This window comes from Nocardioides sp. WJ219 (assembly GCF_058559815.1).
On sequence record NZ_JBZUJV010000011.1, the window covers coordinates 43,493 to 65,498 of the forward strand.

Consider the following 22,006-nt stretch of genomic DNA (forward strand, 5'->3'; position numbering starts at 1 on the left):
GTGCTCCTCAGCGGCGGACCAGCAGGTCGACCCAGACCGCCCGGTGGTCGGAGGAGGGGAACGGGAACTCGCCGGTCAGGCGCGAGAGCGGGTCGGACGGCACGGGCCAGAAGATCCCGGCGTCGCGCACCCGCAGGCCCTGGCGCGAGGGCAGGACGTAGTCGGCGCGGAGGTTGCCCGGGGCGGGGTTGTCGTTGAAGTCGGCGGTGTCGAGCGCGGGGTCGCCCTCGTGCGCGGCGTTGGCGCCGCCCTGGCGGGCGGCCGCCTCGCGGCCACCGGCCGACCGGGGCAGCGGGTCCTGGACACGCGGGTGGTCGAGCAGCTGGTCGATGGCGGCGTCGACCGAGTCGCCGTCGAGCGGGTCGGCGTTCTGGTCGCCGGCGATCACGAACGAGGCGTCGCGGGGCAGGCCGCCGTAGCGCCCGTCGTCGTCGTAGATGTAGCGCGCGTCGCGCCCACCGGCGACGTAGTCGGCCCAGAGCCGGATCTCGTCGTGGTTGCGGCGGCCGTTGCGGTCCTCGGGACCGTCGAAGGTCGGGGGCGTGGGGTGGGAGACGAGGAAGTGGACCGTGCGCCGGCCGATCTCGACCGGGACGTCCCAGTGGGACTTGCTCGACAGGCGCAGCACCCGCCGCTCGGCCTCGGAGTAGAAGTCGGTCGGCAGCAGCGATCCGGGCATGTCGGCCCAGCGGAACTGCTGGAAGGTGCGCACGCCGTCGACGTCGATCGGGTAGCGGCTCAGCACGGCCATGCCGTACTGGCCCTCGAACTCGCCGAACCCGAACGCGTCGTTGCCGCCGCCGACCGAGCCGTTGTTGTCGAGGTCGAACCCGCTCGGCAGACCGGTGTTGGACGGCGCCACGTAGGCGTAGGGGTAGTCGATCGCCCGGGCGCCACCCTGGCCGACCTCGAGGTAGTTGCGCCGGAACAGGTCGACGGCCTTGTTGCCGGGCTCGTAGTCGAACTCGTTGAGCAGCAGCACGTCGGGCCGGGTGCGCTGGACGATCTCGGCGACCGCGGCGGCCTGCCGGTCGTCGCGCGTGGACAGGTCGGCGACGAGCTCGCCCGCGGTGGCGCGGTTGAGGGAGGCGTTGAACGTCTGGAACCGGACGGGGCGGTCGCCGTGGTGGCCGTGGTCGCCGCCGTGGTGGCCGCCGTGGTTGCCGCCGTGGCCGCGGCCGGCGTCGGAGGGCGTGGCCGCCAGCAGGCTGGCGCCGAGCACCAGCGGGAGGACGAGGGAGGGGAGGGCGACCCGACGCGCCCGGGAAAGCGTGGTCATGCCGTCACCTTGCCACGGGCCGCCGACGGTGTGGGCCAACGCTGGGTGAACGACGATCCGTCTCTACGATGGCCGGTATGACGCAGCAACCGTTCACCCGTCGTGGCGCGATCGACCTCTCGGCCCTCAAGCGGCCGGCGACCCCGCCGCCGAGCGCCCAGCCCGGCGCCGGCGCCGGCGGAGCGGGTGCCCCCGCGTCCGGCGGGGCCTACTCGGTCCAGGTGGACACGCAGTCGATGCAGCAGGTCGTCGAGGCCTCGATGACCGCGCCGGTCCTGATGGTCGTCTACTCGACCTCGCGCTCGCCCGAGAGCGCGACGTACGCCGCCGACGTCGCCCGGCTCGTCGAGCAGTACGAGGGCCGCTTCCTGGCCGGCCTCGTCGACCTCGACACCGCCCCGGAGGTCGCGCAGGCGCTGCAGATCAGCCAGGTGCCGGTGCTGCTCGTGCTGCTCGACGGCCGCCCGGTCACCCAGCCCATCCCGGGCGTCGTCCCCGGTGACGAGCTCAGCGCCCTGCTCAACCAGCTCGGGCAGCAGCTCACCGCCCAGGGCGTCACCGACCGGCACCAGCCGCGGGCCGCGGCGGCCCCCGCCGGTGCCGACGACGAGCCGCAGGCCGACCCGCGCTACGCCGCCGCCGAGGACGCCCTGGCCCGTGACGACATCGACACCGCGGTCGCGGAGTACCAGAAGCTCGTCGACGCCAACCCCGCCGACGCCGAGGCCGCCGCCGGGCTGGCGATGGCGCGGGTCCTGCAGCGCACCGCCGGCGTCGACGCCGCCGCGGCGCGCTCGGCCGCCGACGCCGGCCCCGCCGACGTCGACGCCCAGACCCTGGCTGCCGACCTCGACCTCGTCGAGGGCCGGGTCGAGGAGGCCTTCGCCCGGCTCGTGGAGCTGGTCCGGGTCACCGCCGAGAAGGAGCGCGACCGGGCGCGCGAGCACCTGATCGGTCAGTTCGCCGCGGTCGGCAACGACGACCCGCGGGTCCTGGCGGCCCGGCGCAACCTCGCCTCCGCCCTCTTCTGAGACCGGGTCGACCGATGCGCGACTACCTCGACGGAGCGGCGTACCTCGGGCGTGGCTGGCGGTTGATCCGCCAGCGGCCGCGGCTGCTCCTGCTCGGGATGGTGCCCGCGCTGATCGTCTTCCTGGTGCTCGCCGGCGCGTTCGTCACCCTGCTGCTCCACCTGGGCGAGGTGACGGCGTGGATGACGCCGTTCGCCGATGACTGGCCGAGCGCGGTCCGCGACCCGGCGCGATGGTTCTTCGGCCTGGCGATCGTCTTCGGCCTGTTCATCCTGTCGACGGCGACGTTCACCGGGCTCACGCTCACCGTCGGCTCGCCGTTCTACGAGCGCATCTGGCGGGCGACCGAGGACCTCCTGGGTCCGGTCAAGCTGGGCAGCGGGCTCGGGTTCTGGGAGTCGTTCCGCGACGGGCTCAAGCTGAGCCTGGTCGGTCTGGGCATCTCGGTCCTCGTGCTGGTGAGCGGGTTCATCCCGGTCGTCGGGCCGGTGCTCGGGATCTCCCTCGGCGTCGTGCTCTCCGGCCGGATGCTCGCGCGCGACCTGGTGGAGGACCCCCTCCATGCCCGCGGGTTCGACAAGCCGAGCCAGAAGCGTCTGCTGGAGCAGCGCCGTCGGGTGCTGCACGGTTTCGGCATGGCCACCCAGGCCTGCTTCCTGGTGCCGTTCGGCGGCGTGCTGATGATGCCGGTCGCGGTGGCCGGTGCCACCGCCCTGGTGCGCGACCTCCTGCCCGACGAGCGCGGGCCGGCCTACGAGCTCGAGCGCTCGCGGACTCAGGCCTGACCCCGCCCCGACTCCGTGTACGCCGGTCCGCCGGTGCTGACGTTGGCCAGCGCGGCCTGGATCCGGCGGGCGGTGAAGTCGGCACAGCGCTCGACGACCTCGTCGGGGGTCAGGAACGCCGCCTCGCGGATCTCGCGCGCCTGCGGCACGATCCGCTCGACGATGGACGCCGGGTGCGCGCCGCCGTCGAAGACCAGGCACAGCGCGTCGTCCCAGCCACCCCACGGTGGCAGCCAGTCGGTCAGGACGAGCCGGCCGGCCGGGATGTCGAGGGCGAGCTCCTCGGTGACCTCGCGCGCCACCGCCAGCTGCGGTGACTCGCCGACCTCGACCACGCCACCGGGCAGGTCCCAGTCCTGCTTGTAGGTGAGGCGGCACACCAGCACCCGCGGCTCCCCGTCACCCTCGGCGCGCACCAGCATCTGGCTGATGGCGCGCTTGCGGGGGAGGAAGGAGTTGAGGAGCGAGCGGAACGCGCCGGGCTCGGTCAGCGGGGGGTCGCTCGCCAGCCGCGCCAGCACGACGTACTCCTCGGTCTCGGCGCGGTCGCCGGTGCCGGGCGCGACGCGCTCGACGCCCTCGCGGAGCAGGCCGCTGCGGGTGGCGACGCGCAGGGACGCCTCGTTGCCGGGCTCGATCCGGGCCTGCACCCGGCTGAACCCGCCGCCGCCCTCCGGCGCCGCCGTCAGCGCCCAGTCGGTGACCACCCGCACCGCGCGCGTGGCGAACCCTCGCCCGCGGTGCCCGGCGTACAGCCACCACGCCAGCCGGGCGGTGTGCTCGTCGACCCGCCGCAGCTCGACCACGCCCACCGGCCCGCCGTCGACGTCGACCACGAAGCTGTACCGGCTCCCGGCCGCGCTCTCGGCCTCCCACCGCGCCACGACGGTGCGCAGACCGTCCTCGTCGGGGCTCTCGGCCTGACCGAACCAGTAGTCGATGTGCTCGTCGTGACCGGCGACCGCCGGGGCGATGTCGCTGTCGCGCCACGGTCGCAGGGTCACCGTGCCGTCGGTGAGCGTCGGCTGGTCGGTCACCGGATCAGGCTAGTCGCTGGGGCTGCTCCGACCGGGTGGTGGTCGGGGCGACCGACTGGCGACGGAGCCACAGGGTCGCGAGCGGCGGCACCACGATGTCGGCGTGGGCCGGCATCGTGCCGTGCTGCCCGTCGACCGCGAGCACCGAGCCGAGGTTGCCGACGCCGGAGCCGCCGTAGGTGGTGGCGTCGGTGTTGAGCGCCTCGGTCCACAGGCCCGCGCTGGGCAGACCCAGGCGGAAGCCGTCGTGCGGCGTGGCGGCGAAGTTCGAGACGCAGACGAGGTCGGGGTCTCCCTCGCTGCGCCGCACGAACGAGTAGGTGTTGCGGGCGGCGTCGTCGGCGTCGACCCACTCGAAACCGGAGGCCGAGACGTCGTCGGCCCAGGCGGCGCGCGTCTCGACGTAGGTCCGGTTGAGGTCACGCACCAGGTCGGACAGGCCGCGGTGCTCGGGGTGCTCGAGCAACCACCAGTCGAGCTCGCGCGACTCCGCCCACTCCGACTCCTGACCGATCTCGCAGCCCATGAAGAGCAGCTGCTTGCCGGGGTGGGCCCACATGAAGGCGTAGTAGGCGCGCAGCGTCGCGAGCTGCTGCCACCGGTCACCCGGCATCTTGCGCAGCAGCGACCCCTTGCCGTGCACGACCTCGTCGTGGGACAGCGGGAGGCAGAAGTTCTCGGTCCAGGCGTAGGTGATGGCGAACGTCAGGTCGTGGTGGTGCCACTGCCGGTGCACCGGCTCCCGCGCCAGGTAGTCGAGGGTGTCGTGCATCCAGCCCATGTTCCACTTGAAGCCGAAGCCCAGGCCGCCCTCGGAGGTCGGGGCGGTGACGCCGGGCCACGAGGTCGACTCCTCGGCGATCGTGCAGACGCCGGGGACCCGTCGGTAGACGGTGGCGTTCATCTCCTGCAGGAACTGCACGGCCTCGAGGTTCTCGCGGCCGCCGTCCTTGTTCGGCTGCCACTCGCCCTCCTCGCGGCCGTAGTCGAGGTAGAGCATCGAGGCGACGCCGTCGACCCGCAGTCCGTCGGCGTGGAACTCCTCGAGCCAGTAGAGCGCGTTGGCGTAGAGGAAGTTGCGCACCTCGGGGCGGCCGAAGTTGAAGATGTGCGAGCCCCACTCCTGGTGCCACCCGCGCTGGGGGTTGGGGTCCTCGTAGAGGGGGGTGCCGTCGAAGCGGACCAGGGCCCACTCGTCGGTGGCGAAGTGACCGGGCACCCAGTCGAGGATGACGCCGATGCCGGCCTGGTGGAGCCGGTCCACGAGGCGCTTGAAGCCGTCGGGGTCGCCGAAGCGCGAGTCGGGCGCGAAGTACGACGTCACGTGGTAGCCCCACGACCCGCCGAACGGGTGCTGCATGACCGGCATCAGCTCGACGTGGGTGAACCCCAGGTCGCTCAGGTAGGGGACCAGGTTGTCGGCCATCTCGTCGTAGGACCAGAAGCGCCCGCCCGGGTGCCGCTTCCACGACCCGAGGTGCATCTCGTAGACCGCCATCGGTTCGGCGACCGGCTGCCGGGACGCGCGTGCCGCCATCCACTCGTCGTCGGCCCACTGGTGGGTGGACTCGAAGACGCGGGAGGCCGTGTGCGGGGCGACCTCGGCGTGGCAGGCCATCGGGTCGGCCTTCTCGCGCCAGACGTCGTCGGCGCCGAGCACCGCGAACTTGTACGCCGTCCCGGCGCCCGCGCCCGGCACGAACAGCTCCCACACGCCCGACCGCCCGAGCTGGCGCATGGGGTGCTCGCGCCCGTCCCAGGAGTTGAGCTCGCCCTTGACCCGCACGGCGCGCGCCGACGGCGCCCAGACCGCGAACGACGTCCCGCTCACCGTGCCGCCGAGCGGCTCCTCGTAGTGGTGGACCCGGGCGCCGAGGACCTGCCAGAGGTTCTCGTGGCGGCCCTCGTTGACCAGGTGCAGGTCGACCTCGCCGAGCGTCGGCAGGAAGCGGTAGGGGTCGTCGACCTCGACCGGCCCCTGGCCGTAGTCGACGCGCAGCCGGTAGCCGGGCACGTCGCTCATCGCCGCGGTGCCCACCCAGATGCCGCCGTGCTCGTGCTCCAGCGGCACCTCGGTGTCGCCCAGGCGGACGGCGACCCGCTCGGCGAGCGGCTTGAGGGTGCGGAACGTGACCTGCGGCCCGGCCGGTCCCTCGTGGGCGTGCGGGCCGAGGATCGCGTGCGGGTGGCCGTGGTCACCGCGCAGGATCTGGTCGAGCTCGCCGCGCGGGACGGACAGGGGAGTCAGGCCCGTCGGGGTGGTCGGGGGCTGGGCGTCGGGCGTGGTCATGTCGTGGCTCCGATCCGCGCGACGGCGGCCAGGGGGATGTCGACCCAGGCAGGTCGGTTGCGGGTCTCGTAGACGGTCTCGTAGACGGCCTTGTCGGCCGTGTAGGCGCTGACGAGCGTGCGCTGCTCGGGCGTCAGGTCGCCGCCGGCGTAGGCGGAGAGGAAGTAGCGCTGCTGGCGGTCGGTCCACTCGCGGCCGCGGGCCTGGCGCTCGGCCGCCTCGGCGTCGTCGTCCTCGCGCTGGCGGGCCGCGACGTGGGGCGCGTAGTCGAAGGACCGGAGCATGCCGGCGACGTCGCGCCACGGGGAGTCGGGCAGCAGCCGCTCGGCCAGCGTCTTGGCCGGCTCGCCCTCGAAGTCGACGATCTTCCAGCCCGAGGAGGTACGCATGGTCTGGCCCAGGTGCAGGTCGCCGTGGACGGTGTGCACCTCGAGGGTGCCGAGGTCGGCGAGCCGGGCGTACAGCGCCTCCAGCGCCGGGGCGTGGTCGGCCAGGCCGGGGACGACGTCGACCGCCCTGGTCAGCCGTTCCCGCATCTGCGCGGCGATCTGCTCGGCCGGGACGGTTCCGGCGGCGAACGCGCCGCGGAGGTCGGCGTGCACCTCGCGCAGGGCCTCGCCGAGCCGGCCCGACTCGCCCGAGAAGTCGCCGCCGGCCTCGCGGGCGGCGTGCTCGGGGTCGGCCAGCAGGTCGCGGACGCTGGTCAGGGCGAGGTCCCACCCGTCGGTGGCGGTACGCAGGAACTGCTGCAGCATCGCGAGGTGGGTCGGGGTGCCGTCGAGGTCGGCCTCCACCCAGCCGTAGAGGTCGGCGACGTGGGTCGAGCCGGCCCGCGTCAGCGCCTCGTGGGTGGTGATGTCGGGGTTGGGTCCCGGGGTCACCTTGCGGAACAGCTTGAGCACGGAGTCCTCGCCGAAGGCCACCGAGGAGTTGGACTGCTCGCCGGTGAACAGCGACCCGGTGACCTCGAGGTCGACCTCGTGCTCGGGCGTGCGGTGGAACGACAGGCCGCCGGCCTCGACGGGCGCCTGTGCCGCGGCGCCGAACGCCCGCAGCCACAGCCGGGTGGCCTCGCGGTCGTGGAGCGCGTCGTAGGCGTGGACCCAGCCCAGGTCGGCGTCCTCCCACCAGCCGACGAAGGCATGGTCGAGCCGGTGCTCGGGCTCGGTGTAGTAGCTGAGTGGCACCTGGTAGTGCTCGATCTCGCGCGCGCCGTCGGCGTAGGTCAGCTCGACGATCAGCACGTCGACCGTCGGGCTGCCCTCGGCGCCGCCGAGGAGCCCGAGCCGTCGCGCGCCGGTGACGGCGAGCTCGCGGCCCTTGCCACCGAACCACCGCGTGCGGGCGAGGTACGGCGCGATCGCGGCGAGGTCGACGCCGGGCTGGTCGCTCGGGGCGCTCACAGGAGTTGTCCCTCGTCGGGGTGCTCGCTCGGCACCAGCCGGAACCAGTAGAAGCCGTAGCCGCTGAGCGTCAGCAGGTAGGGGAGCTCGCCGACGCGGGGGAACTCCACGCCCCCGAGCAGCTCGAACGGCACCATCCCCTCGAACCGGCGCAGGTCGAGCTCGACCGGCTGCGGGAAGCGGGAGAGGTTGTTGACGCACAGGATGATGTCGCCCTGGTGCTCACGGGTGTAGGACAGCACGCTGGAGTTCGACCCGCCGAGGTCGTGGAACTCACCGAGGCCGAACGCCGGGTGCTGGCGCCGGGCGTGGATCATCCGGCGGTTCCAGTGCAGCAGCGACGACGGGTTCTCCAGCTGCGACTCCACGTTGACGCTCTGGTAGCCGTAGACCGGGTCCTGGATCGCCGGGAGGAACAGCTTGCCGGGCGTCGCGGACGAGAAGCCGGCGTTGCGGTCGGGGGTCCACTGCATCGGTGTCCGGACGCCGTCGCGGTCACCGAGCCAGATGTTGTCGCCCATCCCGATCTCGTCACCGTAGTAGAGGACGGGGGAGCCGGGGAGCGAGAGCAGCAGCGCGTTGAACAGCTCGATCTGGTTGACGTCGTTGTCGAGCAGCGGCGCGAGACGTCGGCGGATGCCGATGTTGGCCTTCATCCGCGGGTCCTTGGCGTACTCGTCCCACATGTAGTCGCGGTCCTCGTCGCTGACCATCTCGAGGGTGAGCTCGTCGTGGTTGCGCAGGAAGATGCCCCACTGGCAGCCCGACGGGATCGGCGGCGTCTGCTCCAGGATCTCCGAGATCGGGAAGCGCGACTCGCGGCGGACGGCCATGAAGATGCGCGGCATCACCGGGAAGTGGAAGCACATGTGGCACTCGTCGCCGCCGGACTCGAAGTCGCCGAAGTAGTCGACGACGTCGGAGGGCCACTGGTTGGCCTCGGCGAGCAGCACCTTGCCGGGGTACTTCTCGTCGACGAAGCGGCGGACCTTGCGCAGGAACTCGTGCGTCTCGGGCAGGTTCTCGCCGTTGGTGCCCTCACGGACGTAGAGGTAGGGGACGGCGTCGAGCCGGAACCCGTCCAGCCCCATGTCGAACCAGAACGAGATGGCCTCGAGGATCGCGTCGTGGACCTTCGGGTTGTCGTAGTTCAGGTCGGGCTGGTGGGAGAAGAACCGGTGCCAGAAGTACTGCTGCCGCACGGGGTCCCAGGTCCAGTTGGACGGCTCGGTGTCGACGAAGATGACCCGCGCGTCCTGGTACTTCTCGTCGGTGTCGGACCACACGTAGAAGTCGCCGTAGGGGCCCTCGGGGTCCTCGCGGCTGGCCTGGAACCACGGGTGCTGGTCGCTGGTGTGGTTGGCCACGAAGTCGATGATCACCCGGATCCCGCGGGCGTGCGCCTCGTCGAGGAAGTGGTGGAAGTCGTCGACGGTGCCGGCCTCGGGGAGGATGTCGGTGTAGTCGGCCACGTCGTAGCCGCCGTCGCGCAGCGGCGAGGAGAAGAACGGCGGCACCCACAGGCAGTCGACGCCGAGCCACTGCAGGTAGTCGAGCTTCTCGGTCAGGCCCTTGAAGTCGCCGGTGCCGTCGCCGTTGGAGTCGCGGAAGCTGCGGACCATCACCTCGTAGAAGACCGCGGTCTTGAACCAGTCGGGTGTCTGGTTGACCGGGTCCCCGGGGTGGGCCGGCAGCACGGGCTGCTCCACGGGCTCCCCGGTGGTGGCCGGACTGACCTCGATCTCGGTCGTCGGCGGCTTGCTCAAGCGTTGCTCCTCAGGGTCAGCACGTGGGCGGGTTCGTCGTGCGGGTCGAGCCGCACGTAGTCGTGCTCGCCCCAGGTCCAGTCGGCACCGGTGATCTCGTCGTGGACGACGAACGTGTCGTCCCACGCCAGGCCCAGCGCCGGCAGGTCCAGGTGCACCGTGGTCTCCCGGGCGGCGTGCGGGTCGAGGTTGATCACCACGATGACGGTGTCGTCGGTGCCGTCGGGCAGCGCGGACCGCTTGCTGAAGACGAGCACGTTCTCGTCGTCGGCGGCGTGGATGGTGATGTTGCGCAGCCGCTGCAGCGCGACGTGCTCGCGGCGGATCTCGTTGAGCCGGGTCAGGTACGGCGCCAGCGAGCGGCCCTCGGCCTCGGCGGCGTCCCAGTCGCGGATCCGCACCTGGTACTTCTCCGAGTCCAGGTACTCCTCGCTGCCGGGCTTCACCGCGACGTGCTCGAACAGCTCGTAGCCGGCGTAGACGCCCCAGCTGGGCACGCTGAGCGCCGCGAGCGCCGCGCGGATCTTGAACGCCGCCGGGCCGCCGTACTGCAGGAACTCGTGGAGGATGTCGGGGGTGTTGACGAAGAAGTTCGGTCGCATCACGTGGTCGGACTCGCTGCTGACCTCGCGCAGGTACTCCTCGATCTCCCAGCGCGCGGTGCGCCAGGTGAAGTACGTGTAGCTCTGGTGGTAGCCGACGGAACCCAGGCCGTGCATCATCGGCGGCCTGGTGAACGCCTCGGACAGGAACAGCACGTCCGGGTCGTTGCGGCGCACCTCGCCGAGCAGCCACTCCCAGAACATCAGCGGCTTGGTGTGCGGGTTGTCGACCCGGAAGATCCGGACGCCGCGCTTCATCCACAGCTTGACGGTGCGCAGCACCTCGCGGGAGATGCCCTTGGGGTCGTTGTCGAAGTTGACCGGGTAGATGTCCTGGTACTTCTTCGGCGGGTTCTCCGCGTAGGCGATCGTGCCGTCGGCACGGGTGGTGAACCACTCGGGGTGGCTCTCCACCCACGGGTGGTCGGGGGCGCACTGCAGGGCCAGGTCGAGCGCGACCTCCAGGCCGAGCTCGCGGGCGCGGGCGACGAAGGCGTCGAAGTCGTCGAACGTGCCGAGGTCGGGGTGGATGGCGTCGTGCCCGCCGTCCTTGCTGCCGATGGCCCACGGCGACCCGGGGTCGTCGGGGCCCGGGGTCAGGGTGTTGTTGGGTCCCTTGCGGTTGACCTCGCCGATGGGGTGGATCGGCGGCAGGTAGATGACGTCGAAGCCCATCGCGGCCACGGCCTCGAGCCGCTCGGCGGCGGTGGTGAAGGTGCCGCTGACGACCTTGCCGGTCTGCTCGTCGACGAAGGCGCCCTCGGAGCGCGGGAAGAACTCGTACCAGCTGCCGTAGAGCGCGCGCTCGCGGTCGGCGAAGGCGCGGTAGGGGCCCGCCGTGGTGAGCAGGTCGCGCAGCGGGTACGCCGCCAGCACGCGGGTCACGTCGTCGGCCTGCAGCTGCGCGAGCCGCGCCTCGGCGGGCCGCTCGGTGTCGGCGGCGGCCGCCAGGGCACCGTCCAGGACGGCGGCGTCGGGCCCCTTCTTCACCTCGGCGCGGACCCGCTCGAGCAGCAGCCGCCCCTCGGTGAACATCAGCTCGACGTCGATGCCGGCGGGGATCTTGATGCCCGCGGCGTGCTGCCAGGTGGCGACGGGGTCGGCCCAGGCGCGCACCTCGAACGTCCAGGCGCCGGGCTTGTCGGGCGTCACCCAGGCCTGGTACCGGTCCACCGGGTCGTCGAGCTTGACCATCCGCACCGGCGGCCGGGCCTTGCCGCGCGGCGAGATGAGCACCACCTCCGCGTCGAGCTTGTCGTGCCCCTCGCGGAAGATCGTCGCCGACACCGGGAAGGGCTCGCCGACTGTTGCCTTGCTGGGGAGTCGCCCAAGGTCCACCACCGGGTGGACGTCCAGAACAGGAATGCGTCCGACCATGCGATCCACCCTTGCGGGTCGCCGCCGAAGCATGCAACTCCCGGCGGGGTGAAGCCAGCAAGCCGGCAGTCGACCGCGAGGAACGAGCGGCCGGCGTGGGCCGGCGCAGGTCGAGCAAGCGCGCGACCGAGGAACGAGGTCGCGACCGCGCGTCGAGACCCGGTGAGGTACCAACCGACGGTGCGCGCGCCGCCCGTGCACCCCACCAGGTCTCGAGACGGTGGCTAGCGCAACCTCCTCGACCATCGTCGGTCAGCGTCAGCGGAACGACCGCTGCGGGTTGTCGATGCCGTACGACGAGCGCCAGCCGGGGAACCTCGTCGTGAAGGCCTGGAGCTCCGCCACGTGCGCGATGGTGCCGCGGTCGGACCCGGCCTTGCAGTCGGTGGTGTTGGTTGGGTCGGCGTCCTGCTCGCCGGCGTACCCGGCGAAGCCGGTGCACTGGTTCTCCAGGACCACGAGCCGCAGCGCGGACGCCCGGGTGGGCCGGATCGCGAAGGCCCGCATGTTGAGCGTCGGGGCGACCGGTCGCGGCCGCGTCGACGGGAACGCGTTGCTCTTCGACACGAAGACCCGCTTCCACCTCGCCGCACCCGACGAGCACGCCCTGACGCACGCCTCGACGGCGAACCTGCGCAGCGCGGTGAACCGCGAGCCGGCGTCCTGGTCGGCCGGGTAGGCCGGACGCAGCAGTGCGCTGACCCCGACCGTGCGCACCGTGACCGGCTTCCTCCCGGCGAGGTCGACCGCGATCGACGGCTTGGTGGCGTCGACGTTGCCGCCGGTGGCGACGCCCCACCCGAGGACCTCGGTGCCGTCGATCAGCTGCCCGGGCTTGCGCGAGCCGCTGGTGGCGCGGATGACCTTGGCGCCCGACCGGGCGGCGGCGACGTTCTTGCTCGTCGCGATCCGCACGACCTGCGTCCGGCGACCCGCGGCGACGGTCATCGTGAACCGCATGAAGCCCCGGGTCGTGCCGACGTAGAGCATGTCGTAGGTGCCGGGCGCGAAGTACGCCGACGGCTTCATCCTGGTCGCGCGGGACAGGTCGGCCACGTGGCGCGAGCGGGCCTCGTAGTCCCCGACGAAGACCTTGCCGGGACCCTGGCCGGCGAAGACGACCCTGACGTTGCGCTTGCGGTCGCCGACGGTCTTGAAGCTGGGCCGCGGGCGGGTGTCGTCGCCGTCCTTGGCGGAGGCGCCGACGCCCATGCCGCGGCGGGCGAACGCGTCCCAGAGGACCTGGCGGTTGGCGCCGCCGAACCGGAGCTTGTCGGCCGCGATCATGGCGTCGCGGGCGTCGAGCATCGAGGTGGCGCCCTGCTGCAGCAGGAACGAGTCGAACAGCAGCTGCACCCAGCGCCGGTTGCCCGGGCACTTGTAGGGCCGCAGCACGCCCTTGATCGGGTGGGCCTGGGCGCACTCGAGCTGCAGCTTCTTGTCCGCGTAGGGGAACTTCCGGTTGTACTTCCGCACCAGCGCCTGGCGCACCTCCCACTGCGTGCCGTTCCAGATCTCGCCGTCGGAGTGCACCTCGGGCCCGGTGGTGTCGAAGCCGTAGTTGGAGTAGTTGAGCGGGTTCTTGTTGATCGCGTAGTCGCGGATCGCGGTCGTCAGGTTGCCGGTGGCGTAGGCGCCGACGGCCCAGATGTTGCCGCCGTTGGAGTAGCCGTGGCTGAACTGGTACTCACCCGCCACCAGGTCGCTCCACGACTCGCCCATGGCGCCGCCCTGCTCGGAGGTCAGGCCCTCGTCGGGCCCGCCGACCATCCGGTTGCTGATGGCGTGGGTGTACTCGTGACCGACGATGCCCATGTCGAGGCCGCCGTCGGTGCACGGGGAGTAGAAGGCGCCGGCGATCGGCTGGAACAGGTACTGGTTGGTGATGCCGGGGACGCCGTCCTGCAGGGCGATCTGGTTGGCGTTGTCGCGACCGAGACCGCTCTGGAGACCGCCGATGGCGCCGGCCTGGGCGTTGCCGATCTCGGGGTCGACGTCGAGCCCGCCCCGGCCGACGTTGTCGACCTGCAGGTTGTAGGCCTTCTCGGTGAACCCGAGGTAGTAGGAGTAGTCGTGCATCCGGTTGTGGGAGGCGAACAGGTTGGCCACCGAGAACAAGATGTCGTTGCCGCCGGGACGCAGCTCGGCCGGGTTGCACCGGGAGTTGTTCCAGGCGTCCGTGAAGGGGAGCGCGTAGTCGCCGGTGACCGAGACCGGGGCCTGCAGCAGCCCGCCCGGCGTGAGCGGGCTGGCCCACGCCTCGCGGGTCAGCGCGTTGTTGCCGCTGGTGGTCGTCGTGGTGGCACCGGTCGCGGGGAGGGTGTCCCAGGGGCCGAAGGCGCCGACGTTGTTGAGCCGGCCGGTCGGCAGCGTGCAGCCGCGTGCGGTGAGCCAGCAGCCGACCCGGGAGTTGCGGGGGGTCTGGCGCGGTGAGTCGAGGGTGGGGTTGGCCGGGAAGAAGCGCCAGCGCGGGTTGTAGGCGCGGCTGCCGCCACCGCCGGTGCCGACGGCCTGGTCGCTGGTGACGACGGTGGCGGCGTAGTTGCCGGGGCCGACCAGCGCCGTGTCGTCGAACGGGCACACCTCGGCCCGGTAGGTGCCGGCCGGGATGCTGGCGGCCGAGTACTGCAGCGCCTCGGGGCTGGTCAGCAGGTCCTGGGAGGCGAGCAGCGTGCCGCCGGGGCCGTAGAGGTTGACGGTGATGTCGTTGGCGGGGTTGACCGCCGAGGCGACGATCGCGATCGACCGCGTCCGGGCGTCGGAGAGCACGAACGGGTGCCGCGGGCCGCAGGACGTGGCGGTGATCGCGCCCAGGAACGGGAACGCGCCCTCGCTGCGGGCCAGCCCGCCCACGGAGGCGGGGGTCACCACGGTCGATGGCGACGACGTGAGGTCGCTGTGGTTGAGCACCTTGTTCTGCCGGTGCAGGACGCGGCCGGTCACCCCGTCGACCAGGACGGTGTACGCCGAGGACTCGCCGCCCTGCACGTCGACGACGTTGGCCTCGAGCACCGGCCGCACCGAGCCGTCGGCCGAGGCCAGCGCCCGCAGGCGCACCTGCTGCTCCTGCAGGAGCCCGGGCACGTCGAGCCGCGTCCAGCCGCCGCTGGTGGTGCGGCGGATGGTGCCGAGGTCGCCGGGGAGGTCGAGGCCGACGTCAGCTGCGGCCTTCAGCCAGCCCTCGGCGGGGCCGATCTCGGCCGCCGGGGGCTGCTCGGTCGTCCTGGTGATCGACGACGACACGTAGGTGATCTCGCCCTTGCCGACCCCGACGGTCACCGCGCTGCCGATCGCGGGCAGCAGGCCGTCGAAGGTCTGCCGGAAGAACACCGCGTGGGCGTCGGAACCGACGAGCCGCTGGTCGATGGCCTGCATGCCGGCGACCTGGGAGCGGGAGATGCCGAAGACCGCGGCGTTGGCGCTCAGCCATGCCCGGGCGGCCCGGACCGGGTCGGAGGAGACGGCCCTCGCGAGCACGCCGTCGGCCGGGAGGATCGAGGCCGGGGTGCCGAAGCGGTTCCAGCGCAGGTCGACCGCACCGAGCCGGCCGGCGGCCCGGCGCTGGGTCAGGCTCGGCAGCGCGCGACCGCGGCTGTCGACGGGCTCCAGGCCGTCGACGGCGTCGCCGATGCCGCGGAACGTGGTGGACAGGTCCGGCACCGGAGCGGGGTCGTCGGCCAGGGCCGGCAGCTGGTTCAGGCCCGGGACCAGGGTGGCGGTCAGCAGGGCGATCGCCGCGACCGTGCAACGGCTGCGACGCGACGGGAGCGAGGTCATGCCGGGACAACGGCGGGCCGCGTCCCACGTTATGCGACAGACATTGGATCGATCCAACAAACAGCGCTAGCGTCGCCCCGTGCGTGCTATCCGTCGGTTCACCGTCCGTCCCGTCCTCCCCGAGGCCCTGGCCCCGCTCGGCGACCTCGCCGGCAACCTGCGGTGGTCGTGGCACCCGGAGACCCAGGACGTCTTCGCCGAGGTCGACCCCGACCTGTGGGAGTCCACGGGCCGCGACCCGGTCAAGCTGCTCGGCGCCGTGAGCCGCCAGCGCTTCGACGAGCTCGCCGCCGACGAGGGCTTCCGGGAGCGGCTGCGGGCCGCCCGGGCCGACCTCGAGCACTACCTGACCGCCGACCGGTGGTACCAGCGCAAGGTGGCCGCCGACGGCGGGTCCGGTGGGCCCGGCCCGCGCGCCATCGCCTACTTCTCGCCCGAGTTCGGCATCACCGCCGTCCTGCCGCAGTACTCCGGCGGCCTCGGCATCCTGGCCGGCGACCACCTCAAGGCCGCCAGCGACCTCGGCGTCCCGATCGTCGGCGTCGGCCTGCTCTACAAGCACGGCTACTTCAAGCAGTCGCTCTCCCGCGAGGGCTGGCAGCAGGAGACCTACCCGGTCCTCGACCCCGACGAGCTGCCGATCTCGCTGCTGCGCGAGGCCGACGGCTCGCGCGCCGCGATCTCGATCCAGATGCCCGACGGCCCCGACCTGATCGCCCGGATCTGGGTGGCCAGCGTCGGCCGGGTGCCGCTGCTGATGCTCGACACCGACGTCGAGGGCAACCCCGAGCACTACGTCGACGTGACCGACCGCCTGTACGGCGGCACCTCCGAGCACCGCCTGCGCCAGGAGCTGCTGCTCGGCGTCGGCGGCGTCCGCGCCCTGCGGGCCTACTCGCGTATCACCGGGGCGCCCGACCCCGAGGTCTTCCACACCAACGAGGGCCACGCCGGCTTCCTCGGCGTCGAGCGCATCCGCGAGCTCACCGTCGCCGAGGGCGGGCCCGGCCTCGACTTCGACACCGCCGTCGAGGTCGGCCGCGCCTCGACCGTGTTCACCACCCACACCCCGGTCCCGGCCGGGATCGACCGCTTCCCGCGGAGCCTGGTCGCGCAGTACCTCAGCGAGGACGCCGGCGCCACGCCCGGCGTCCCCACCGACCGCATCCTGGCCCTCGGCACCGAGGACTACGCCGGCGGCGACGGCGGCGTGTTCAACATGGCCGTGATGGGGTTCCGCCTGGCCCAGCGCGCCAACGGCGTCTCGGCCCTGCACGGCGAGGTCAGCCGCGGCATGTTCAACGGCCTGTGGCCGGCCTTCGACGAGGCCGAGGTCCCGATCGGCTCGATCACCAACGGTGTGCACGCGCCCACGTGGGTCGCCCGCGAGGTGTTCGCCCTGGCGACCGCGCACGGCGCCCACGGCGACGGTGACGACGCCGACGGCTTCTGGGCCGCGGTCGACAAGGTGCCTGGGTCCGACATCTGGTCGGTCAAGCGCACCCTGCGCCACCGGCTCGTCCTCGACGCCCGCAAGCGGCTCGCCAGGTCGTGGGAGAAGCGCGGCGCCGCCCGGGCCGAGCTGAAGTGGATCGACGACGCGCTCGACCCCGACGTGCTGACGATCGGCTTCGCGCGGCGCGCGGCGTCGTACAAGCGGTTGACGCTGATGATGCGCGAGCCCGAGCGGCTCAAGGCGCTGCTGCTGCACCCCGAGCGCCCGGTCCAGCTCGTCATCGCCGGCAAGGCCCACCCGGCCGACGACGGCGGCAAGAAGCTCATCCAGGACATCGTCCGGCTCTCCGACGACCCCGCCGTGCGGCACCGGATCGTCTTCCTGCCCAACTACGACATCGCGATGGCCAAGCCGCTCTACCCCGGCTGCGACGTGTGGCTCAACAACCCGCTGCGCCCCTACGAGGCCTGCGGCACCTCCGGCATGAAGGCCGCGCTCAACGGTGGCCTCAACCTCTCGGTCCTCGACGGCTGGTGGGACGAGTGGTACGACGGCGACAACGGCTGGGCGATCCCGACCGCCGACGGCGTCGACGACGTCGACAAGCGCGACGACCTCGAGGCGGCGGCGCTCTACGACCTCATCGAGAACGAGGTCGCCCCCCGCTTCTACGACCTCGACCACGACGGCGTCCCGACCCGCTGGGTCGAGATGCTGCGCCACACGCTGAAGTCGCTGGGCCCCAAGGTGCTCGCGACCCGGATGGTGCGCGACTACGTGCGCCAGCTCTACGCCCCCGCCGCGATCAACGCCCGCGCGCTCAACAGCGACTACGACGGCGCGCGCGAGCTCGCGGCGTGGAAGGCGCGGGTCAAGGGCGGCTGGCCGGAGGTCCGGGTCGAGCACGTCGAGTCCAGCGGCGTCGGCGACGCTGCCGAGGTCGGGGTCACCCTCACCGTGCGGGCCTTCGTCTGCCTGGGCGAGCTGGGCGCCGCCGACGTCGAGGTCCAGCTCGTGCACGGCCGCGCGCAGTCCGACGACTCCCTCGTCGACACCACCGCCGTCCCGCTGGCGCTGGTCGAGTCCTACGAGGGAGGCCGGCACCGCTTCGACGGCGAGGTCGCGCTCACCCGCAGCGGCCCGTTCGGCTACACGGTCCGCGTGGTCCCGAGCAACGGCTTGCTGACGTCGTACGCCGAGCTCGGCGTCGTCGCCACCGCCTGAGGTCTGTCACCCTGCGGTGGTCTCGAGACGGTTGCTAGCGCAACCTCCTCGACCACCGTGGGTCACCCACGCTGGTCGAGGAGGGCCGCCAGGCCCGTCTCGAGACCACCCCCACGCGGCTCGACCACCGTCGGGTCAGAGCCGCACGGCCCCCGGCTTGCCGTCGCGCACCGCGAACGACGCGAACGTGTACTGCTCGGCGTCCGGGCGGGTGACGGTGCGGACCATCTGCAGGTCGGCGCGGAACCGGTGGCGGTCGACCGAGACGCGCACGTGCCCGCGGCGGTCGCCGTCGAAGAACTTGATGTGCGGGTTGAACGGGACCATCGGGCCGTAGTAGGGCCCGTACGGCGTGCGGTCGCCGTTGGAGGAGATCGAGGTGCCGACGAGCTCGGTCGCCACGACCGGGCTGTCGGGGCGGTCGAAGTCGGCGTGGATGTCGTTGACGAAGGTGGAGTGCCAGTCGCCGGTGATCACGACCGGGTTGCGGGTGCCGGCGCGCTGCCAGGCGCGGATGAGGCGCTGCCGCGCGGCCGGGAAGCCGTCCCACGCGTCGTGCCAGAGCCGGTCGCCGGCCGGTCCGTCGTGGTCGAGCCGGGCCAGCATCACGTTGCTGGCCAGGATGTCCCACTGCGCCCGGGAGCGGACCAGGCCGCGGTAGAGCCAGCTCTCCTGCTCGCGGCCGAGCATCGTGACGTCGGGGTCGTACGCCGCGTCGCACGCGTCGGCCTCGCCCCACCCGCAGGGCGGCACGGAGCGGTGCTGACGCCCGTCGACGAGGTCGATCTGGGCCAGCCGGCCCCAGCGCAGCCTGCGGTGGATCCGGGCGCCGCCGTCGGCGGTCGGCCGCGACGAGAGGCGCACCGGTTGGTGCTCGTACCACGCCTGGTAGGCCGCGGCCCGCAGCGCCGAGATGTCCTCGCCGCCGGCGTACTGCGACTGGGTGCCGGCGTAGTCGTTGACGACCTCGTGGTCGTCCCAGGTGACCAGCCACGGCACCCGCGCGTGCAGCCGCTGCAGGTCGGGGTCGGACTTGTAGAGGGTGTAGCGCAGTCGCCACCCGGCCCGGTCCTCGGGCGCGGCGCGGTGGACGTCGGGGACCGGGACGGCGCGCTCGCGGCCGGTCGCGCCGAGCCCACCCTCGTAGACGTAGTCGCCCAGGAAGACCATCAGGTCGAGGTCGTCCTCGGCGAGGTGGCGGTAGGAGGGGTAGTAGCCGTCGCCCCAGTTCTGGCAGGAGGCGAACGCGAAGTCGAGCCGGCCGACGCGGGCGTCGGGCCGGGGCGCGGTCCGGGTGCGGCCGGTCTCGGAGACGTGCCCGCCCCACCGGAACCGGTAGAACCACTCGGCGTCCGGGGCGAGACCGTCGACCTCGACGTGGACGGAGTGGGCCAGCTCGGGCAGGGCGCGGACCGACCCGGAGCGGACCACCCGGCGGAAGCGCGGGTCGGCTGAGACCTGCCACTCCACGGCGGTCGGCCGGGCCGGCATCCCGCCGTCGGGTGCCAGCGGCTCGGGCACGAGACGGGTCCACAGGACCACGCCGTCGGCGCACGGGGCGCCGCTGGCGATGCCGAGGTTGAACGGGTTGCCCCGCGGCCGGCCGGGACCGGCGAGGGCGTGGTCGAGGGGGGTGAGGGCGACGGCGGCCAGGCCGGCGACGCCGCCGACGGTCCGCAGGAAGTCGCGCCGGCCAGGGTCCGAGAAGGTCTCCACGGCGAGCACGCTAGGAAGGCCGTCGGCGACTCGCCAGGGTGCGCGCGGCCTTGTCGCCGAGCCGTCCGCGGTTGTTCGTCCGCCGTTCAGGACGCCTCGCGCAGCACCACCACGCACGGGCCGGACAACCGCAGCGACTGCCCGTCGCCGACGCTCGTGCCGACGGCGACGGCGGGGTCGGTGGACAGCACGACCTCGCCCGCGCGGAGCAGGTGGTCCTGGGGGACCAGCAGGTCGATCGGGTCTGGCCCGGCGTGGAACCACAGCACGAAGGACCGGTCGGACTGCTGCTCGCCACGCGGGCCGGGGGAGCGCAGCGGGCTGCCGAGGACGAACATCCCGAGCGTCGCCAGCGACCCGTCGTGCCAGTCGGCGGCGGTCATCTCGTGGCCCGCGGGGTGCAGCCAGGCGAGGTCCTTGGGCCCGCCGCGCATCGTCGGCCGCCCCTCGAACCAGTGCCGCTGGCGCAGCGCCGGGTGCTCGCGGCGCAGGCGCAGGGCGGCCTTGGTGGTCTCGTACACGTCGAGCCAGGCGTCGTCGGCACTCCAGTCGACCCAGGAGATCTCGTTGTCCTGGCAGTAGGCGTTGTTGTTGCCGCGCTGGGTCCGCCCGCGCTCGTCACCGGCGGTGAGCATCGGGACCCCGTTGGCCAGGCACAGCGTCGCCATCAGGTTGGCCGCGGCCCGTCGCCGCCGCGCGACGACCTCGGGGTCGGTGGTCTCGCCCTCGACGCCGTGGTTGCTCGAGCGGTTGCCGTCGGTGCCGTCGCGGTTGCCCTCGCCGTTGGCCTCGTTGTGCTTGCGGGCGTGGCTGACCAGGTCGCGGACGGTGAAGCCGTCGTGGGCGGTGACGAAGTTGACCGAGGCGTACGGCGAGCGCCCGTCGTCGGCGTACAGGTCCGAGGACCCGGCGAGGCGGGTCGCGACGTCGCGGACCCCGACCGACTGCCCGCGCCAGAAGTCGCGGATCGTGTCGCGGAACTGGTCGTTCCACTCCACCCAGGGCGGGGGGCACCGCCCGACCTGGTAGCCGTCCGCGGTGGCGTCCCAGGGCTCGGCGATGAGCTTGACCCCGCGCAACACCGGGTCCTGGCCGACGGCCGTCATGAACCGCGAGCGCATGTCGACCTCGCGGTCGGTGCGGGCCAGGGCGGAGAGCAGGTCGAAGCGGAATCCGTCGACGTGCATCTCCGCGGCCCAGTAGCGCAGCGAGTCGAGGATCACCCGCAGCGCGAACGGGTCGTCGGTGTCGACGGTGTTGCCGCACCCCGTGGAGTCCCAGTAGCCGTCACGGGTTTCGTCGACCCGGGTGTAGAAGGCGCGGTCGTCGAGCCCGCGGAACGCCAGGGTGGGCCCGTCGGGGCCGGCCTCCGCGGTGTGGTTGTAGACGACGTCGAGGAAGACCTCGATGCCGGCGTCGTGGAAGGCCTTGACCATGGCCTTGAACTCGGTGACCTGACCGCCCCGGTCGCCCGAGGCGGAGTAGGCCGCGTGCGGGGCGAAGAAGCCGATCGTGTTGTAGCCCCAGTAGTTGACCAGCCCGCGACCCAGCACTGCAGGCTCCGAGACCGACTGCTGCACCGGCAGCAGCTCCACCGCGGTGACCCCGAGGTCGCGCAGGTAGTCGGTGACCGCCGGCGTGGCCAGCCCGGCGTAGGTGCCGCGCAGGTGCTCGGGCACCCGGTCGTGCAGCGCGGTCGTGCCCTTGACGTGCAGCTCGTAGATGACGGTGTCGCGCCACCGCTGCCGCTGGGGACGCCCCCCGCCCCAGTCGAAGGGCTCCGGGGCGACCACCACGCTGCGGGGCACGTACGGCGCCGAGTCGAGGTCGCTGCGCTCGGCGGGGTCGTCGACGTCGAAGCCGTAGACCGCGCGGTCGGGCACGAAGGAGCCGCAGACGGCGCGGGCGAACGGGTCGAGCAGCAGCTTGGCCGGGTTGAACCGGGCGCCGGTGGCGGGGTCCCACGGGCCGTCGACCCGGAAGCCGTACGCCGTCCCGGGCGCGACGCCGGGCAGCGCGCCGTGCCAGGTGCCGAGGGTGCGCTCGGTGAGCTCGTGGCGGGTCTCGCGGCCCTCGTCGTCGAACAGGCACACCCAGGCGGCGGTGGCCCGCGGCGCGTGCACCGCGAAGTTGGTGGCCTCCGCGGTCCAGGTGGCGCCGAGCGGCTCGAGGCGTCCCGGCCAGACGGGGGCGCGCTCGCCGATCTCGCTCCAGACGCCGGGGGACACGCGGGGAATGATAGGGAGGGGGTCGACGGCGGCAT

General features: G+C 72.7%; 12 protein-coding genes. 3 read left to right on the forward strand and 9 right to left on the reverse strand.

Annotated features, from left to right (window positions below; genetic code table 11):
* Window positions 1-7: 7 nt before the first annotated feature.
* On the reverse strand, window positions 8-1,279 hold the full coding sequence (locus AC4MBH_RS20865; RefSeq protein WP_491797327.1) for an endonuclease/exonuclease/phosphatase family protein: 1,272 nt from the start codon (window positions 1,277-1,279) through the stop codon (window positions 8-10).
* Between the two features lie 77 nt (window positions 1,280-1,356).
* On the opposite strand from AC4MBH_RS20865, the gene AC4MBH_RS20870 reads away from it, so the two are divergent.
* Together AC4MBH_RS20870 and AC4MBH_RS20875 are read left to right on the forward strand one after the other, a co-directional pair.
* Window positions 1,357-2,310: a co-chaperone YbbN gene (locus AC4MBH_RS20870; protein WP_491797328.1), complete on the forward strand. Its 954-nt coding sequence runs from the start codon at window positions 1,357-1,359 to the stop codon at window positions 2,308-2,310.
* Window positions 2,311-2,324: 14 nt separating this feature from the next.
* Window positions 2,325-3,095: an EI24 domain-containing protein gene (locus AC4MBH_RS20875; RefSeq protein WP_491797329.1), complete on the forward strand. Its 771-nt coding sequence runs from the start codon at window positions 2,325-2,327 to the stop codon at window positions 3,093-3,095.
* Here AC4MBH_RS20875 and AC4MBH_RS20880 read toward each other — a convergent pair.
* The 6 genes from AC4MBH_RS20880 to AC4MBH_RS20905 form a co-directional block, all read right to left on the reverse strand.
* A complete protein-coding gene (locus AC4MBH_RS20880) occupies window positions 3,086-4,132 on the reverse strand; it encodes an NUDIX hydrolase (protein WP_491797330.1) in 1,047 nt (348 codons plus the stop codon). The two genes, AC4MBH_RS20875 and AC4MBH_RS20880, sit on opposite strands and share 10 nt — an antisense overlap.
* A 4-nt stretch (window positions 4,133-4,136) precedes the next feature.
* Window positions 4,137-6,422, reverse strand: a complete 2,286-nt coding sequence (gene glgB, locus AC4MBH_RS20885; protein WP_491797331.1) for a 1,4-alpha-glucan branching protein GlgB — start codon at window positions 6,420-6,422, stop codon at window positions 4,137-4,139.
* On the reverse strand, window positions 6,419-7,825 hold the full coding sequence (locus AC4MBH_RS20890; RefSeq protein WP_491797332.1) for a maltokinase N-terminal cap-like domain-containing protein: 1,407 nt from the start codon (window positions 7,823-7,825) through the stop codon (window positions 6,419-6,421). Before AC4MBH_RS20890 ends, glgB begins: the two co-directional genes overlap by 4 nt.
* Entirely contained in the window at window positions 7,822-9,591 is a 1,770-nt protein-coding gene (gene treS, locus AC4MBH_RS20895; RefSeq protein ID WP_491797333.1) for a maltose alpha-D-glucosyltransferase, read from the reverse strand. The genes AC4MBH_RS20890 and treS overlap by 4 nt, the downstream gene beginning before the upstream one ends.
* The gene (locus AC4MBH_RS20900; RefSeq protein WP_491797334.1) at window positions 9,588-11,603 is read right to left on the reverse strand and encodes an alpha-1,4-glucan--maltose-1-phosphate maltosyltransferase; all 2,016 of its coding nucleotides are present in this window, start codon (window positions 11,601-11,603) and stop codon (window positions 9,588-9,590) included. The genes treS and AC4MBH_RS20900 overlap by 4 nt, the downstream gene beginning before the upstream one ends.
* Window positions 11,604-11,828: 225 nt before the next feature.
* Window positions 11,829-15,347 carry a M36 family metallopeptidase gene (locus AC4MBH_RS20905; protein ID WP_491797335.1) on the reverse strand — a complete coding sequence of 1,173 codons (3,519 nt, stop codon included), beginning with the start codon at window positions 15,345-15,347 and terminating at the stop codon, window positions 11,829-11,831.
* Window positions 15,348-15,426: 79 nt separating this feature from the next.
* Between AC4MBH_RS20905 and glgP the strand changes: the two genes are divergently transcribed.
* A complete protein-coding gene (gene glgP / locus AC4MBH_RS20910) occupies window positions 15,427-18,027 on the forward strand; it encodes an alpha-glucan family phosphorylase (RefSeq protein WP_491797336.1) in 2,601 nt (866 codons plus the stop codon).
* A gap of 135 nt (window positions 18,028-18,162) precedes the next feature.
* Here glgP and AC4MBH_RS20915 read toward each other — a convergent pair whose 3' ends face one another.
* On the reverse strand, window positions 18,163-19,743 hold the full coding sequence (locus AC4MBH_RS20915) for an alkaline phosphatase D family protein (protein ID WP_491797337.1): 1,581 nt from the start codon (window positions 19,741-19,743) through the stop codon (window positions 18,163-18,165).
* An 86-nt stretch (window positions 19,744-19,829) separates the two neighbouring features.
* On the reverse strand, window positions 19,830-21,971 hold the full coding sequence (gene glgX / locus AC4MBH_RS20920; RefSeq protein ID WP_491797338.1) for a glycogen debranching protein GlgX: 2,142 nt from the start codon (window positions 21,969-21,971) through the stop codon (window positions 19,830-19,832).
* Window positions 21,972-22,006 lie beyond the last annotated feature (35 nt).

Coding starts and splice junctions, on each gene's coding strand:
- glgB (WP_491797331.1), bottom strand. CDS start 6,422: ATGACCACGCCCGACGCCCAGCCCCCGACCACCCCGACGGGCCTGACT.
- AC4MBH_RS20875 (WP_491797329.1), top strand. CDS start 2,325: ATGCGCGACTACCTCGACGGAGCGGCGTACCTCGGGCGTGGCTGGCGG.
- AC4MBH_RS20900 (WP_491797334.1), bottom strand. CDS start 11,603: ATGCTTCGGCGGCGACCCGCAAGGGTGGATCGCATGGTCGGACGCATT.
- AC4MBH_RS20870 (WP_491797328.1), top strand. CDS start 1,357: ATGACGCAGCAACCGTTCACCCGTCGTGGCGCGATCGACCTCTCGGCC.
- AC4MBH_RS20865 (WP_491797327.1), bottom strand. CDS start 1,279: ATGACCACGCTTTCCCGGGCGCGTCGGGTCGCCCTCCCCTCCCTCGTC.
- AC4MBH_RS20905 (WP_491797335.1), bottom strand. CDS start 15,347: ATGACCTCGCTCCCGTCGCGTCGCAGCCGTTGCACGGTCGCGGCGATC.